Consider the following 13,759-nt stretch of genomic DNA (forward strand, 5'->3'; position numbering starts at 1 on the left):
CTTGAACACGCCGCGGAACTGGGTGGTGATGGTCGAGACGTCGTGGTGGTGCACGCCGCGGGTGCTCATGCACTGATGCTCGGCGTCGATCAGCACGGCCACGCCGGCCGCCGAGAGGTGGTCTTCGATGGCGTCGGCGACCTGCATGGTCATGGTCTCTTGCGTCTGCAGGCGCTTGGCGAAGATCTCGACCAGGCGCGCCAGCTTCGACAGGCCGACGACCTTGCCGGTGGGCATGTAAGCCACCCAGGCCTTGCCCAGGAACGGCGCCATGTGGTGCTCGCAGTGGCTCTGCACGTCGATGCCGCGCAGCATGACCATGTCGTCATAGCCCTGCACGTCCTCGAAGGTGCGCGACAGCTCCTTGGCCGGATCGCCCGTATAGCCGGCGAACCACTCGCCATAGGCGTCGACCACACGCTGGGGCGTGTCGAGCAGGCCCTCGCGGTCGGGATTGTCGCCGGCCCAGGCCAACAGGGTCCGCACCGCGGCCATGGCCTCGTCTCGGGAGGGGCGCTGGGCGGGTTCAAGATCAAGACCGGCATTATCGTCAGAGCCGATCAGGGTTCGCTCGCGGGTCAGTGCGTCCATGTTTTCGAAGGGGGCTTTCCACGGGCTGAGTTGCGCCGGAGCGCCGTTCGCTCCGGAATTACGCGTGCCACCCGTTAAAGGGCGCGCCTCTCACGTCGCAAAGACGTGGTTCGAAGGCTCGCTCCCCGCTATATGGGTCCGGTTTTTCGTTCCGACAACACCCTTCCGCTGCGTCAAGGCGACCGAGTTTTCATGACCATCAGGCTCTACGACACCATGGCGCGCGAGAAGCGCGACTTCGTTCCCGCCGATCGCGACCGGGTGACGATGTATGTCTGCGGACCGACGGTCTACGGCTACGCCCACATCGGCAACTTCCGTCCGGTGGTGGCCTTCGACGTGCTGTTCCGCCTGCTGCGCCACGAATTCGGCGACGAGGCGGTGGTCTATGCCCGCAACGTCACCGACGTCGATGACAAGATCAACAAGAAGGCCGCCGACGAGGGCGTCGAGATCAAGGTCATCACCGACCGCTATCTCGCCGCCTATCACGAGGACGCCGACGCCCTGGGCGCCCTGCGCCCGACCCTGGAGCCCAAGGCCACCGACCACATCGACGCCATCGTCGAAATGATCGGCAAGCTGGTCGACAATGGCAGCGCCTACGCCGCCGAAGGCCATGTGCTGTTCGACACCCAGAGCTTCGCCGACTACGGCCAGCTCTCCGGCAGGCCGCTGGACGACATGATCGCCGGCGCCCGCGTCGAGGTCGCCCCCTACAAGCGCCACCCGGCCGACTTCGTGCTGTGGAAGCCCTCCAAGGAAAACGAGCCGGAATGGGCCAGCCCCTGGGGCGCGGGCCGTCCGGGCTGGCACATCGAGTGCTCGGCGATGATCGAAAAGCAGCTGGGCCTGCCGATCGACATCCACGCCGGCGGCATCGACCTGCAGTTCCCCCACCATGAGAACGAGGTGGCCCAGGGCCGCTGCGCCCACGGCCTGCCGACCTACGCCCGCTACTGGATGCACAACGGCTTCCTCGACATGGCCGGCGAGAAGATGTCCAAGAGCCTGGGCAACGTCATCATCCCGCACGAGCTGGTGAAGACCACGCCGGGCGAGGTGGTGCGCTGGGCCCTGCTGTCGGCTCATTACCGCCAGCCGCTGGACTGGACGCCCGAGCTGGTCGAGCAGTCGAAGAAGTCGCTGGACCGTCTCTACGGCGCCCTGCGCCGCGCCAAAGACGTCGTGCCCGACCAGGCCGTCGAGGCCCCGCAGGAGGTGATGGACGCCCTCTGCGACGACCTCAACACCCCCGCCGCCGTCGCCAAGCTGTTCGAGGTGTCGAGCGCCATCGAGAAGGCCGTCACCGCCGGCGACCTGACCGAGGTGGCCATCCACAAGTCGCGCCTGCTCGAGGCCGGCGCCCTGCTGGGCTTCCTGCAGGCCGATCCCGACGCCTGGTTCGAGGGCGACGCCTCCGACGACCTGAAGGCTAAGGTCGAAGACCTGCTGGCCCGCCGCGTCGCCGCCCGCGCCGCCAAGGACTGGACCGCCGCCGACGCCATCCGCGGCGACCTCGACGCCCTCGGCGTCGTGGTCATGGACAGCCCGACCGGGGCCACCTGGCGGATGAAGGACTAGATCTCAAGATGCTCCCCCTTCAGGGGGAGGATCTCGTCACCGCGCCGTGCTGCCACCCTTCTCCGGATTCGGCGGCAGTCCCGTCTTCGGGTCGCGGGCCACCGGCGCGAAGCCCTCGGCGATGAACAGGTCGGTGCGCCGCACGCGCTTGCGATCAAGCCGCACACGGACGATCTCGTCGCCCGAGGTCGCCTTGAAGTCCTGCTCGATCTTGGCCTTGTAGACGCCCTCCAGGCTGGCGATCAGCGTGCGCTCGCCATAGGCCTTGGTCATCGGGGCCTCGGTCTCGGCCTGGTTCTGCGGATGGGCCTCGTGCACCCAGATGCGCAGCGGCGGGGCGCCGACCGTGCCCCAGTAGTCGCGTCCGTAATAGGCCGCCACGTTGAACAGGAAGCGGTCGTCGACGGCCACCGAGGTCAGGCGTGCGCCGGCCTGCTCCTCGCGGGCCCGGTTGATGATCGCCTGCACCGTCTGGTCCCAGCCGCGCACCCGCTTGAAGCTGTTGGCCAGGCCGATGCCGTCGGCCAGGCGCGGGCTGATCAGGCAGGCCAGGAACAGGGCGGCGAACGCCGCTTGCAGGGCCAGGCCCCCGGCCAGCCAGCGCCGGGCGCTCCAGCGCACCATCCAGCCGGCGACCAGCACCGAGCCGGCGACATAGGCCGCCGCGGCCCAGTTGGCGTTGGCGCGGCTGACGAAGGCCTGGCCGGCCACGGTCAGCAGCGGCGGCAGAGCAAAGCACAGCAGCAGCACGTCGGCCGGCTGAAGGCGCTTGCGCGCCGCCAGCACGATCCCGCCGCCCAGCAGCACGCCGAAGGGCAGGGGGCCGAACACCCCGAACTGCGAGCCGACGAACTCGACCAGCTCGCGCGGATTGAACAGCGACTTGGCGCCCCAGTTGGCGTTGGCGGCCGTGTGCTCGACCGTGGCGAACTTGTGGGCGGCGTTCCAGATCAGGTTGGGCGCGAAGATGGCGATCAGCACGCCGAAGAAGGCCAGGCCCATCGGCCAGGTCCAGGCCTTGCGGGCCTCCCGTGACAGGGCCAGGTGCGCGCCGATGCTGAACAGCACGTAGATCGCCGCGTACTTCGACAGGAAGGCCAGGCCCAGGGCCGCGCCCAGGCCGGCGGCGGTCAGCAGGCGCTCGCGCGGGGTCCTGGCCGCCGGCAGCGAGACATAGGCCCAGATGGTCAGGGCCAGGAAGAACAGCAGCGGCGCGTCGGTGCCGATCACGCCCGACGACAGCTGCACGCCCGGCATCAGGGCATAGACGCCGGCGGCCGCCAGGCCGGTCCAGCCGCCGTACAGGCGCCGGGCGATGCGGTGGACGATCAGGGCCGTGGCGCCGTGCAGCAGCGGCGCGCCCAGCCGCAGCCAACCCTCCGTGTCGCCGCCGATCTGGGTGGTCAGCCAGATCACCCAGGCGATCATCGGCGGCTTGGAATAGTAGCCGAAATCCAGGGTCCGCGACCAAAGCCAGTACTGCGCCTCGTCGGGGTACAGCTCCAGCGGCGTGGAAAAAATCGCCAGTACCCGGACGATCGTCAGCAGGGCGACGCCGATGAGGGTCAGGCGCCACGCGCGGGCTGCGGAATCTTCGGCGGCGTAGGGGGGCGCGGTCATGACGCGCTTCTTAGCGAAGTAAGGGAAATCTGACCAATTGTTCCGCAAGCGACTGATCGATGTGGCAGATTCTGGGCCATCGTGGCCTTTCCGTCACCAAACCTTCTAAATGTTTCGCTACACCGCCCAAACGATGCGGTTCGATGCTCGTTTTTCCGAACTTGTGTCAAAGAATGAGGGGATCATTGGAATGAACACGAAAAAAATCGCCTGCCTGGCGTCGACCGCGCTGGTCGGCAGCCTGCTGGCGGCGACGGCCGCTATGGCCCAGTCGACCGCCTCGACCGAACTGGACGCGATCGTCGTCACCGCCAGCACCCGTCCGAAGACGGTCGATGGCATGATCACCGCCGAGACGGTCGCCAAGACCCGCACCACGGTGTCGCAGGAATTCCTGCAGACCCAGGTTCCCGGCCAGACCGTCATCCAGTCGCTGAACATCCTGGTGCCGGGCCTGAACTTCACCAACACCGACCCGTACGGCTCGTCGGGCGGCAACATCCGTCTGCACGGCTTCGACGGCAACCGCGTCGCCCTGACCTTCGACGGCATGCCGCTGAACGACACCGGCAACTACGCGACCTACACCAACCAGCTGCCCGACTCCGAAATCATCGGCAGCGCCTCGGTCAACACCGGCTCGACCGACGTCGACAGCCCGACCGCGGCCAGCACCGGCGGCACCATCGGCATCTCCACCCTGACGCCGTCGAAGGAAGCCGGCGCCTGGGTCCAGGCCAGCATCGGCAGCTTCGACTACAAGCGCTACGCGGCCTTCGTCGAAAGCGGCGAAGTGGGTCCGTGGGGCACCCGCATGTGGGCTGAAGCCTCGTATCAGCGCTACGACAAGTTCAAGGGCCGCGGCGAGATCTACAAGCGCCAGGTCAACGCCAAGATCTACCAGCCGATCGGCGACGGCACCGACTTCATCAGCCTGGCGGTGCACTACAACGTCAACCGCAACAACGCCTACAACGGTCCGAACCTGCGCACCGCCACGGGCAAGCTGCCGGACGGCACCGACGCCCCGAACCAGACCTCGGTCCAGGGCTGGGAAGTCGACTTCAACAACGACTACGTGCCGATCACCTCGGCCGGCGTCGATAACGCCGCCAACTCCAACTACTGGGGTCTGCGGATCAACCCGTCGAACACCGGCAACATCCGCGGCCAGTCGAAGTTCACCATCGCCAACGGCCTGACCCTGACGGTCGACCCGTCGTTCCAGTACACCCTGGCCAACGGCGGCACGCAGAACACCCTGCTGTCGGAAACCAACGCCCAGCTTAAGGGCACCAGCGCCAACGGCGTCGACCTGAACGGCGACGGCGACACCAACGACACGGTGCGGGTCATGAACCCGAGCAACACCAACACCCGTCGTTACGGCCTGCTCACCTCGCTGATCTGGAAGCTGAACGACAACAACGCCTTCCGCGTCGGCTACACCCTCGACTACGGCCGCCACCGCCAGACCGGCGAATACGGCTACATCGACTTCGACGGCACCCCGACCTACCAGAGCTGGTTCGGCGGCAAGGACGGCCACGGCGACAAGATCGTGACCGCCGACGGCAAGAGCTTCATGCGCGCTCGCGACCGCTTCTCGATCGCCACCCTGAACCAGGTCAGCGTCGAGTACCGGGGCAAGTTCCTGGAAGACAACCTGAACCTCAGCGTCGGCCTGCGCGCGCCGTTCTTCAAGCGCGAGCTGAACCAGTTCTGCTACTCGCAGAACGCTTCGAGCACCGTGCGCTGCACCACCGAAACCCCCAGCACCCCGCTGGCCAACGGCAACGTGACCTTCGCGTCGACTGGTACGACCCAGTTCATCGCGCCCTACTCGCGCACCCTGAAGTACGATGACGTGCTGCCCAACGTCGGTGTCAGCTATCGCTTCGGCGACGCCAGCTCGATCTACGGCAGCTACGCTGAATCGACCTCGCTGCCGCGTACGGACAACCTCTACACGGTGCTCCGCGCGGCCAACAACGCCATCGTCACCACCGGCGTCCAGCCCGAAACCAGCACCACCTTCGAAGGCGGCTATCGCTACCAGAGCGGCGCGATCATCGCTTCGGCCAGCGCCTGGGCGACCCAGTTCGAAAACCGGATCGTCAGCTCGTACGATCAGGATCTGGGCATCAGCATCGACCGCAACGTCGGCAAGGTGAAGCAGTACGGCTTCGACGCCTCGATCGGCTTCAAGCCGGTGGACTACCTGGCGGCCTACTTCTCGTTCTCGTACAACGACAGCGAAGTGCAGGATAACATCGCCATCTCCTCGACCACCTTCGCCGCCACCAAGGGCAAGGAACTGGTCGAGACCCCGCACGTCACCTTCTCGAACCGCATGGAATGGGAAGTCGTCGAGGGCCTGACCCTGGGCGCCCAGACCAAGTACGTCGGCGAGCGTTGGGTCACCGACGTCAACGACCTGAAGGTCCCGTCCTACATCACGACGGACGTGGACGTGCGCTTCGAGCTGGAGCGCTTCGGTTACAAGAACTCGAACATCCAGCTGAACGTGATCAACCTGTTCGACAAGAACTACTACGGCAACCTCGGCACCAACACGAGCGCGACCCCGGGCTCGCCCGGCTACAGCCGTTCGTTCGCCAGCATCGGCGCCCCGCGCACGGTGACCCTGACGCTCCGCGCCGGCTTCTAAGCCTCCGCAAGCTTCGCAAGACGGGGAAGGGCGGCTCTTCGGAGCCGCCCTTTTTCTTTTGTCGCACCAATTTGCTAGAAGGCGCGCTTGACCCTTCGACCCCCAGGGGCCATCTGCGCCCCCTCTTGTTGACCAGGCTTTCGAAAATGACCCTCACCGTTCCCGCCGAGTGGGCTCCGCACCGCGCCATGTGGCTGGGTTTCCCCAGCCATGGCGAGCTCTGGCAGGAAGACCTCGAGCAGGCGCAAGCTGAGGTCGCCGACCTCGCCCGCGCCCTGGCCGGCCCGGGCGGCGAGCGCGTGCGCCTGATGGTCGTCGGCGACGAGGCCGAGGAAGCGGCGAAAGCCCTGCTCTCCGACACCACCGTCGAGATCGTCCGCGGCCAGTTCGGCGACATCTGGCTGCGCGACACCGGCCCGATCTTCACCGCCGGCGGTGACGGCGCTTCGGCCGCCGGCTTCAAGTTCAACGGCTGGGGCGGCAAGTACGACCTGGAGGGCGACGACATCGTCGCCGAGCAGATCGCCGCCGCCTCGGGCGCGCCGCTGGTCCGCAACGACTTCATCCTCGAAGGCGGCGCCGTCGACCATGACGGCCTGGGCACCGTACTGACCACCCGCCAGTGCGTGCTGAACGAAAACCGCAACGAAGGCTGGGACGAAGCTTCCGCCACCTCGGCCCTGGCCGCCGCGCTCGGCGCCAAGAAGGTGCTGTGGCTGGGCGATGGCCTGCTCAACGACCACACCGACGGCCACGTCGACAACCTGGCCCGCTTCGTCGCGCCCGGCGTGGTCGCCTGCCCGATGGCCTTCGGCGCCGACGATCCCAACGCCGAGGTCTATGCCGAGACCGCCCGCCTGCTGGGCTCGATGACCGACAGCCGCGGCTCGCCGCTGCAGGTCGTGCGCATCCCCTCGCCGGGCCGCATCCTCGACGAGGACGGCGAGCCGATCCCGGCCTCGCACATGAACTTCCTGATCGCCAACGAGGCGGTGATCGTGCCGATCTACGCCGAGGAGTCCGGCGCCTTCGCCGTCGAGGTGATCAAGGGCCTGTTCCCCGAGCGCCAGGTCATCGGCCTGGCCTCGACCGCGATCCTGACGGGCGGCGGCTCGTTCCACTGCATCAGCCAGCAAGAACCCGAGGAGTAAGTCCGCATGCCCCGCACGCTCAGCGTCGCCGCCATCCAGACCTCCTACGGCATGGACCTGGACGCCAACATCAAGAAGACGGAAGCCTTCATCCGCGAGGCCGCGTCCAAGGGCGCGCAGGTCATCCTGCCGTCGGAGCTGTTCCAGGGCCCGTACTTCTGCGTCGCCCAGGAAGAGCGCTGGTTCGCCGAGGCCCATCCGTGGCGCGAGCATCCGGTGGTCAAGGCCATCGCCCCCCTGGCCGGCGAGCTGGGCGTGGTCATCCCGATCTCGATCTTCGAGCGCGAGGGCCCGCACTACTTCAACAGCCTGGTGATGGCCGACGCCGACGGCTCCCTGCTGGGCGTTTACCGCAAGAGCCACATCCCCGACGGCCCCGGCTACATGGAGAAGTACTACTTCCGGCCGGGCGACACGGGCTTCAAGGTCTGGGACACGCGCTTTGGCCGCCTGGGCGTCGGCATCTGCTGGGACCAGTGGTACCCCGAGGCCGCCCGCGCCATGGCCCTGATGGGCGCCGAGGCCCTGTTCTACCCCACCGCCATCGGCAGCGAGCCGCATGACGCCTCCCTCGACACGGCTCTGCCCTGGCGGCGGGCCATGCAGGGCCACGCGGTCAGCAACGTGATCCCGGTCATCGGCGCCAACCGCATCGGCTTCGAGCCCTGGGACGGCTACCCCAACGGCGGCCAGACCTTCTACGGCTCGTCGTTCATCGCCGACCATCGCGGCGACCTGGTGTCGGAACTGGGCCGCGCCGACGAGGGCCTGGTCCAGGCCAGCTTCGACCTCGACTTCCTCACCACCCACCGCGCCGCCTGGGGCTTCTTCCGCGACCGCCGTCCGGAGTTCTACACCAGCCTGGCCGGGCCTCGGCCCGCCTCCTAAGTCCTTCTCCCCTTGCGGGAGAAGGTGTCGGCGAATGCCGACGGATGAGGGGACTCTCAAAAGTCAGACGCCGCGACAGCTGATCAGCCGTCGCGGCGTTTTGCGTTCGCGCGACCCCTCACCCGACCTCCTTCGGAGGCCACCCTCTCCCGCAAGGGGAGAGGGACGCTTGACTCATCCATAACTCCGTAGTTATCAATAACCCATAGCCAACCGGTTATCGATAAGCGCATGACCCCCGCCCCCGACGACCTCTTCCGCACCCTCGCCGATCCCACCCGCCGGGCGCTGTTCGAGCGGCTGTGCCGCGAGGGCGAGCAGACGGTGGGGGCGCTGACGCGCGAGGCCGGGGTCTCGCAGCCGGCGGTGTCCAAGCACCTGGCCGTGCTCAAGCAGGCGGGCCTCGTCACCGACCGCCACGCCGGCCGCCAGACCCACTACAGCGCCCGCCTCGAGGCCCTGTCGCCCCTGGTCGACTGGACCCGCCGCATGGCCGGCTTCTGGGAGAGCCGCTTCGACCGGCTGGAGGACCTTTTGAACAGGATGGACCAATGATCGACCAGACCGCCGACCTGCGCTCCGTCGTCGTCGAGCGCGACCTGCCGTTCCCGGCCGACAAGCTGTGGCGCGCCCTGACCCAGCCGCACCTGATCGAGGAGTGGCTGATGAAGTCCGACTTCGCCCCCGTGGTCGGCCACCGCTTCAACCTGCGCGGCGAGTGGGGCGGGGTGCTGGACTGCGAGGTGCTGGAGGTCGATCCGCCGAACTCGCTCTCCTACACCTGGAACCACGCCCACCCCGACCCGGCCTACGCCCTGACCAGCGTCGTCACCTTCACCCTGACGCCGACGGCCGCCGGCACCCACCTGCGCATGGAACAGTCCGGCTTCCGCCCCGACCAGAAACAGGCCTACGGCGGCGCCCACGCCGGCTGGAAGCAGTTCCTGGAGAAGCTGGAAGGGGTGTTGGGTCGGGATTGAGGGCGATACCCTCACGCGTCATCCCGGCCGTAGCGTAGCGGAGAGCCGGGACCCAGGGGCGGACGCAGTGCGGTTGCCCCTGGGTCCCGGGTCTGCGGCGCTTTGCGCCTTCGCCCGGGATGACGAAGAATGGGGCAGGGAGAAAACGATGGCGCAAACCCCCAAGCTGCTCTCCGGCGGCAATCCCCAGATCGCCAAGGGCGACGGCGAGGCCCCGATCCAGGCCTATGTCGCCGCCATGCCCGGCTGGAAGCGCGCGGTCGGCGCGCGCCTGGACGCCCTGATCACCGCCGCCGTCCCCGGCGTGCGCAAGGCCGTGAAGTGGAACTCGCCGTTCTACGGCGCGCCGGATGAGGACAAGAGCTGGTTCCTCAGCTTCCACGTCTACGCCCGCTACGTGAAGGTCGCCTTCTTCCGCGGCCAGGCCCTCGACCCCGTCCCGCCCGAACCGTCCAAGAGCGGCGATGTCCGCTATTTCCACATCCACGAAGGCGAGCCCCTCGACGAGGCCCTGCTCACCGCGTGGATCCAACAGGCCGCCGCCCTGCCCGGCGAGCGGCTCTAAGAAACGCACGAGGAAACGCCATGACCGACACCGTCGAGGACGCCGCCAAATATATCGATGACCGCATCGCCGGCCTCGCCGACTGGCGCGGCGAGGCTCTGGCCCGCATGCGCGGCCTGATCCACGAGGCCGATCCGCAGGTGCTCGAAGAGGTGAAGTGGCGCGGCACGCCTGTCTGGTCGCACGCCGGCATCCTCTGCACCGGTGAGACCTACAAGGCCTACATCAAGCTGACCTTCGCCAAGGGAGCCTCGCTGCCCGACCCCGCCGGCCTGTTCAATTCCAGCCTCGACGGCAACACCCGCCGCGCCATCGACATCCGCGAGGGTGAAACCGTCGATGCGGCGGCCTTCAAGGCCCTGATCCGCGCGGCGGTCGAGCTCAACACGGCGAAGAAGAAAAAGTAGCGCCCCCCTCCCCCTTGATGGGGGAGGGGCAGGGGTGGGGGTGACCACGGCGGTGGAGGCCGCACACCGTTGCAAGCTCAGCAGCCCCCATCCCCGACCCTTCCCCCATCAAGGGGGAAGGGAGATTATCGCTTCACCACCCGCCGCAGCCCCACATAGGCCGCGCCCGCGACCACCACGGCCGGCAGGGTCGCCCCGACCTCCGGCGCCAGGCGGCTGACCGCCTGATAGGCCGCAATGCCGATCGCCCAGGCCGCAAGACCCGAAACGCTCGCCGCCCCTTCGGCCCCCGTGGGAGCCTTGCGGCGACGCACGATGAAATGGTCGGCCAGCAGCACTCCGAACAGCGGCGCGAACACCGAGCCGATCAGCAGCAGGAAGCCCTCGTACCGGCCCATCGGCGCCAGCAGGGCGGCCAGGGTGCAGACCGTGCCGAACGCCAGCGCCAGCCGCGCGGGCCGCACCGGAACCAGGGTGGCGGTCGAGACCGCGGCCGAGTGCAGGTCGGCGAAGGCGTTGTCGGTCTCGTCGATGATGATCAGCAGCAGGGCGATCCCGCCGCCGGCCGCCGCCAGGGCGCTCAGCAGCAGGCCCTCGCCGCCCGCCGCCAGGGCGTAGGCCGCGCCCAGCCCCATGAACCAGATGTTGGCCAGCACATAGCCGGCGACGCTGCCCCGGAACATGCCGCCCGGGGTGCGGCCAAAGCGGGTGTAGTCGGCGATCAGCGGCAGCCACGACAGCGGCATGGCCGCCACCAGGTCGACCCCGGCGCCGAAGCTGGTCTCGCCCGTCCCGGCCCTCGCCATCAGCGCGGCCAGGTCGTGCTGGGCCAGCAGCCGCCAGGTCAGCCAGCCGGCCCCGCCCAGCAGCAGCCACAGCCCCCAGGCCCGCAGGAACCGCCGCACGAACGACACCGGCCCCAGCACCGCCAGGGCCGTGGCCAGCCCCCCGAACAGCAGGGTCCAGGCGAGCGGACTGGAGACGCCGAAGTTCTGCTTGGCCAGGGCGTCGGCGGCGTCGCGCATGGCGATGATCTCGAACGCGCCCCAGCCGGCCAGCTGCACCGCGTTCAGCACCGCCGGAACCGCCGCCCCGCGCTTGCCCAGGGTCAGCCGCAGCGCCCCCATCGACGACAGCCCGGTGTCGGCCCCGACCACCCCGGCCGCCGCCAGCAGCAGCGCCCCCAGCACCGAGCCGACCACGATCGCCGCCAGCGCCATCGGCAGGCTGAGCCCCGGCACGAGGAACGCCCCGGCCTGCAGCACCAGCAGGCCGATCCCCAGGCTGAACCACAGCGAAAAGGCGTCCCGCGTCCCGAACACCCGGCGCTCGGCCGGCACGGGGGTCAACGGATCATATGCATCGTCGAGCTTGGCCATGCCGCCAGCCTTAGCAGGTCAGGGCGGCGGGGCGAAATTGAACCCTCTCTCTGAGAGAGAGGGAGGGGCCCGCGCCGCAAGGCGTGGGAGGGTGAGAGGTTTCACCGTCGGCCGGAAGGGCCTCAATCGCCGCGGCTGGATCGCCAAAAAAGGGCGGTCTTCCCGACGGCTCATCCATTTCTCGCCTTCCTCGCCCTTGTGGTGAGGACCCATGGCCGAGCCGGGCTCGCCCTCTTCGGACGGGGCGCCGCCAGCGTGGCCGCGCGGCCTCTGTGATCTGATCGGCGGAACCCTGGACCCTAGGCGCGAGGCCTAGGGAGGCGGGGTTGGCTAGGCTCGCGCCTTGTTCGGAAGGCTTTTTACCCCTCACCCTCCCACCGCTGCGCGGCGGGCCCCTCCCTCTCCCCATGGAAGAGGGATCAAGATCAGAACTCCACCCCCACCCGCAGGATCGCCACCACGGCGTTCTTCATCGCCCGGTCGCCGCCGGGGCGGATCACATATTGCAGGTCCGGCTGCAGGGTCAGCGAGCCGACGGTGTCGGCATAGGTGACCTCGATCGCCGACTCCGTATCGCCCAGGTCCTGGCCGGCGTCGGCGGCGTTGGCCCGGTGCTTCTGGGTCAGATAGGCCTGGTTGACGCCGATCGAGAAGGCGCTGTCTGGCCGGCTCGCAAACACCCGGTCGACCTTGATCCCGGCCTGCCAGCCGCCCTGGAACGGGGTGGTGTCGCCGTCCGAGACGCCCAGGCGCGCGAAGGCCGTCGTGCGGCGCACGTCTTCGGCCTCCGCCCCCGTCAGCGCCCGCTCGAGCAGCACATAGGCCCCCTGGGCCTTGCGCCTGGCCGGATCGTCGGTGGGACCAAGCTCGCGGATGTCCTCCTGCTTGCGGGTGTAGCGCCAGGCGCCGAAAGCCACCTTTCCGGCCCCCGTCCAGCCGCCCTCGGCGATCAGCAGGGCGCCGTCGTCCATGTGGAAGTCGATCCCGCCCGGATCGCCCAGCACCCCGGCATGGGCGTTCAGCACCGCCGCCTGGGCATAGACATGCTCCGACGGCGTCCAGGCCAGGCGCACCGCGAGACTCGTCGAGGGAAAGATCGACGGCCCGTTCGGCCCCGTCGCCGCCAGCTCCGAACCGATGCCGAAGGCCGGCGCGATCAGCAGGCCGGCGCTGTCGTTGGCGTAGAATTCGCTGTTCAGGTCATAGAGGCCGGCCTTCACCGAGCCCTTGCCGCCGGCCAGGTCCTGCTCGACCCAGGCCTCGTACAGCCGCAGCCGGTGGCGCGAGACCTCGATGTTGTCGACGCCCTGGATCGAGCCGGAATCCTCGCTCGGCGCGCCGCCGGTGTTGTTCAGCACCAGGGCGTGGGCCCGCGCCCCCGTCCAGCCGACCGCCTTTTCCAGGTCCAGGTCCGCCCCGATCGTCAGGTTGTCGAGCACCCGCCCGCGCCGGGCCGCGCCGCCGTCGACCGTCGCCGCCAGGTCGGCCTTGTAGCTGAAGGAGAGGTCCAGCGCCCCGGAGGCTTCCGCCTCCCGCGCCTGCGCCTGGCCAAAACAGGCCAGGCCGGCCGTAAGGGCCGTTCCGATGATCAGGGTCCGCATTCTGCCGCCGCTTGATGAAGTGGCGGCCAGCATCGCGGCCCAAGGCTCAGAAACCCTTTATTCCCAGACGTTTACGCCGCGACGCAACGTCGCGGCGCCCAAGGTGGAGCGCCTGCCGACGCACAGCCGCGAGACGCGAGGAGGCGCTGGCGTGAGTAGTATGACGATGTCTGGAGAGGTCCTTGGTGGAGCCGAGGATCTCGCGGACATCGAACCAGCTTGTGTCAGGCTGTCTAATTCAACAAATATTTCAGTGGGTTGTTGAGTAGGTGCGTGTCAGGCACTCTCAGCATGCCCCCCAAAATCCTGTTTAAAAATGGGG

12 protein-coding genes and 1 pseudogene are annotated in these 13,759 nt (G+C 68.3%); 9 read left to right on the plus strand and 4 right to left on the minus strand.

Annotated features, from left to right (window positions below; translation table 11 throughout):
- The coding region (folE, locus tag DMC18_RS02025) for a GTP cyclohydrolase I (protein ID WP_110132664.1) at window positions 1-591 on the minus strand (591 nt) is incomplete at its 3' end.
- A gap of 192 nt (window positions 592-783) precedes the next feature.
- Between folE and cysS the strand changes: the two genes are divergently transcribed.
- The gene (gene cysS, locus DMC18_RS02030; protein WP_110121600.1) at window positions 784-2,175 is read left to right on the plus strand and encodes a cysteine--tRNA ligase; all 1,392 of its coding nucleotides are present in this window, start codon (window positions 784-786) and stop codon (window positions 2,173-2,175) included.
- Window positions 2,176-2,211: 36 nt separating this feature from the next.
- Here cysS and DMC18_RS02035 read toward each other — a convergent pair whose 3' ends face one another.
- A complete protein-coding gene (locus DMC18_RS02035; RefSeq protein WP_110121596.1) occupies window positions 2,212-3,795 on the minus strand; it encodes a glycosyltransferase family 39 protein in 1,584 nt (527 codons plus the stop codon).
- A 190-nt stretch (window positions 3,796-3,985) separates the two neighbouring features.
- Between DMC18_RS02035 and DMC18_RS02040 the strand changes: the two genes are divergently transcribed.
- From DMC18_RS02040 to DMC18_RS02070, 8 genes and pseudogenes are all read left to right on the plus strand, one after another.
- On the plus strand, window positions 3,986-6,466 hold the full coding sequence (locus DMC18_RS02040) for a TonB-dependent receptor (RefSeq protein WP_110121595.1): 2,481 nt from the start codon (window positions 3,986-3,988) through the stop codon (window positions 6,464-6,466).
- 146 nt (window positions 6,467-6,612) lie between these two features.
- The gene (locus DMC18_RS02045) at window positions 6,613-7,617 is read left to right on the plus strand and encodes an agmatine deiminase family protein (protein WP_110121594.1); all 1,005 of its coding nucleotides are present in this window, start codon (window positions 6,613-6,615) and stop codon (window positions 7,615-7,617) included.
- Window positions 7,618-7,623: 6 nt separating this feature from the next.
- Window positions 7,624-8,505 (plus strand): N-carbamoylputrescine amidase, encoded by an 882-nt coding sequence (gene aguB, locus DMC18_RS02050; protein WP_110121593.1) that lies wholly within the window; start codon window positions 7,624-7,626, stop codon window positions 8,503-8,505.
- A 231-nt stretch (window positions 8,506-8,736) separates the two neighbouring features.
- A complete protein-coding gene (locus DMC18_RS02055; protein ID WP_110121592.1) occupies window positions 8,737-9,060 on the plus strand; it encodes a helix-turn-helix transcriptional regulator in 324 nt (107 codons plus the stop codon).
- Window positions 9,057-9,485 carry an SRPBCC domain-containing protein gene (locus tag DMC18_RS02060; protein WP_110121591.1) on the plus strand — a complete coding sequence of 143 codons (429 nt, stop codon included), beginning with the start codon at window positions 9,057-9,059 and terminating at the stop codon, window positions 9,483-9,485. The genes DMC18_RS02055 and DMC18_RS02060 overlap by 4 nt, the downstream gene beginning before the upstream one ends.
- A gap of 19 nt (window positions 9,486-9,504) precedes the next feature.
- Window positions 9,505-9,609, plus strand: a pseudogene (locus DMC18_RS26755) (hypothetical protein); the annotation flags it as partial.
- A 24-nt stretch (window positions 9,610-9,633) separates the two neighbouring features.
- Entirely contained in the window at window positions 9,634-10,050 is a 417-nt protein-coding gene (locus DMC18_RS02065) for a DUF1801 domain-containing protein (protein ID WP_110121590.1), read from the plus strand.
- A gap of 20 nt (window positions 10,051-10,070) precedes the next feature.
- Complete coding sequence (locus DMC18_RS02070) at window positions 10,071-10,457, plus strand: DUF1801 domain-containing protein (protein WP_110121589.1); 387 nt, start codon at window positions 10,071-10,073, stop codon at window positions 10,455-10,457.
- Between the two features lie 125 nt (window positions 10,458-10,582).
- On the opposite strand, the gene cytX is transcribed toward DMC18_RS02070, so the two are convergent.
- Both cytX and DMC18_RS02080 read right to left on the minus strand, forming a co-directional pair.
- Entirely contained in the window at window positions 10,583-11,836 is a 1,254-nt protein-coding gene (gene cytX, locus DMC18_RS02075; protein WP_110121588.1) for a putative hydroxymethylpyrimidine transporter CytX, read from the minus strand.
- Between the two features lie 425 nt (window positions 11,837-12,261).
- Window positions 12,262-13,437 (minus strand): carbohydrate porin, encoded by a 1,176-nt coding sequence (locus tag DMC18_RS02080; protein WP_110121587.1) that lies wholly within the window; start codon window positions 13,435-13,437, stop codon window positions 12,262-12,264.
- Window positions 13,438-13,759 lie beyond the last annotated feature (322 nt).

This window comes from Caulobacter sp. D5 (assembly GCF_003185805.1).
Taxonomy (GTDB): Bacteria; Pseudomonadota; Alphaproteobacteria; order Caulobacterales; family Caulobacteraceae; genus Caulobacter.

Excerpts from the sequence above, each read along its gene's own strand:
- cysS (WP_110121600.1), top strand. The coding sequence starts at position 784 with ATGACCATCAGGCTCTACGACACCATGGCGCGCGAGAAGCGCGACTTC.
- DMC18_RS02035 (WP_110121596.1), bottom strand. The coding sequence starts at position 3,795 with ATGACCGCGCCCCCCTACGCCGCCGAAGATTCCGCAGCCCGCGCGTGG.
- DMC18_RS02040 (WP_110121595.1), top strand. The coding sequence starts at position 3,986 with ATGAACACGAAAAAAATCGCCTGCCTGGCGTCGACCGCGCTGGTCGGC.
- DMC18_RS02045 (WP_110121594.1), top strand. The coding sequence starts at position 6,613 with ATGACCCTCACCGTTCCCGCCGAGTGGGCTCCGCACCGCGCCATGTGG.
- aguB (WP_110121593.1), top strand. The coding sequence starts at position 7,624 with ATGCCCCGCACGCTCAGCGTCGCCGCCATCCAGACCTCCTACGGCATG.
- DMC18_RS02055 (WP_110121592.1), top strand. The coding sequence starts at position 8,737 with ATGACCCCCGCCCCCGACGACCTCTTCCGCACCCTCGCCGATCCCACC.
- DMC18_RS02060 (WP_110121591.1), top strand. The coding sequence starts at position 9,057 with ATGATCGACCAGACCGCCGACCTGCGCTCCGTCGTCGTCGAGCGCGAC.
- DMC18_RS02065 (WP_110121590.1), top strand. The coding sequence starts at position 9,634 with ATGGCGCAAACCCCCAAGCTGCTCTCCGGCGGCAATCCCCAGATCGCC.
- DMC18_RS02070 (WP_110121589.1), top strand. The coding sequence starts at position 10,071 with ATGACCGACACCGTCGAGGACGCCGCCAAATATATCGATGACCGCATC.
- cytX (WP_110121588.1), bottom strand. The coding sequence starts at position 11,836 with ATGGCCAAGCTCGACGATGCATATGATCCGTTGACCCCCGTGCCGGCC.
- DMC18_RS02080 (WP_110121587.1), bottom strand. The coding sequence starts at position 13,437 with ATGCGGACCCTGATCATCGGAACGGCCCTTACGGCCGGCCTGGCCTGT.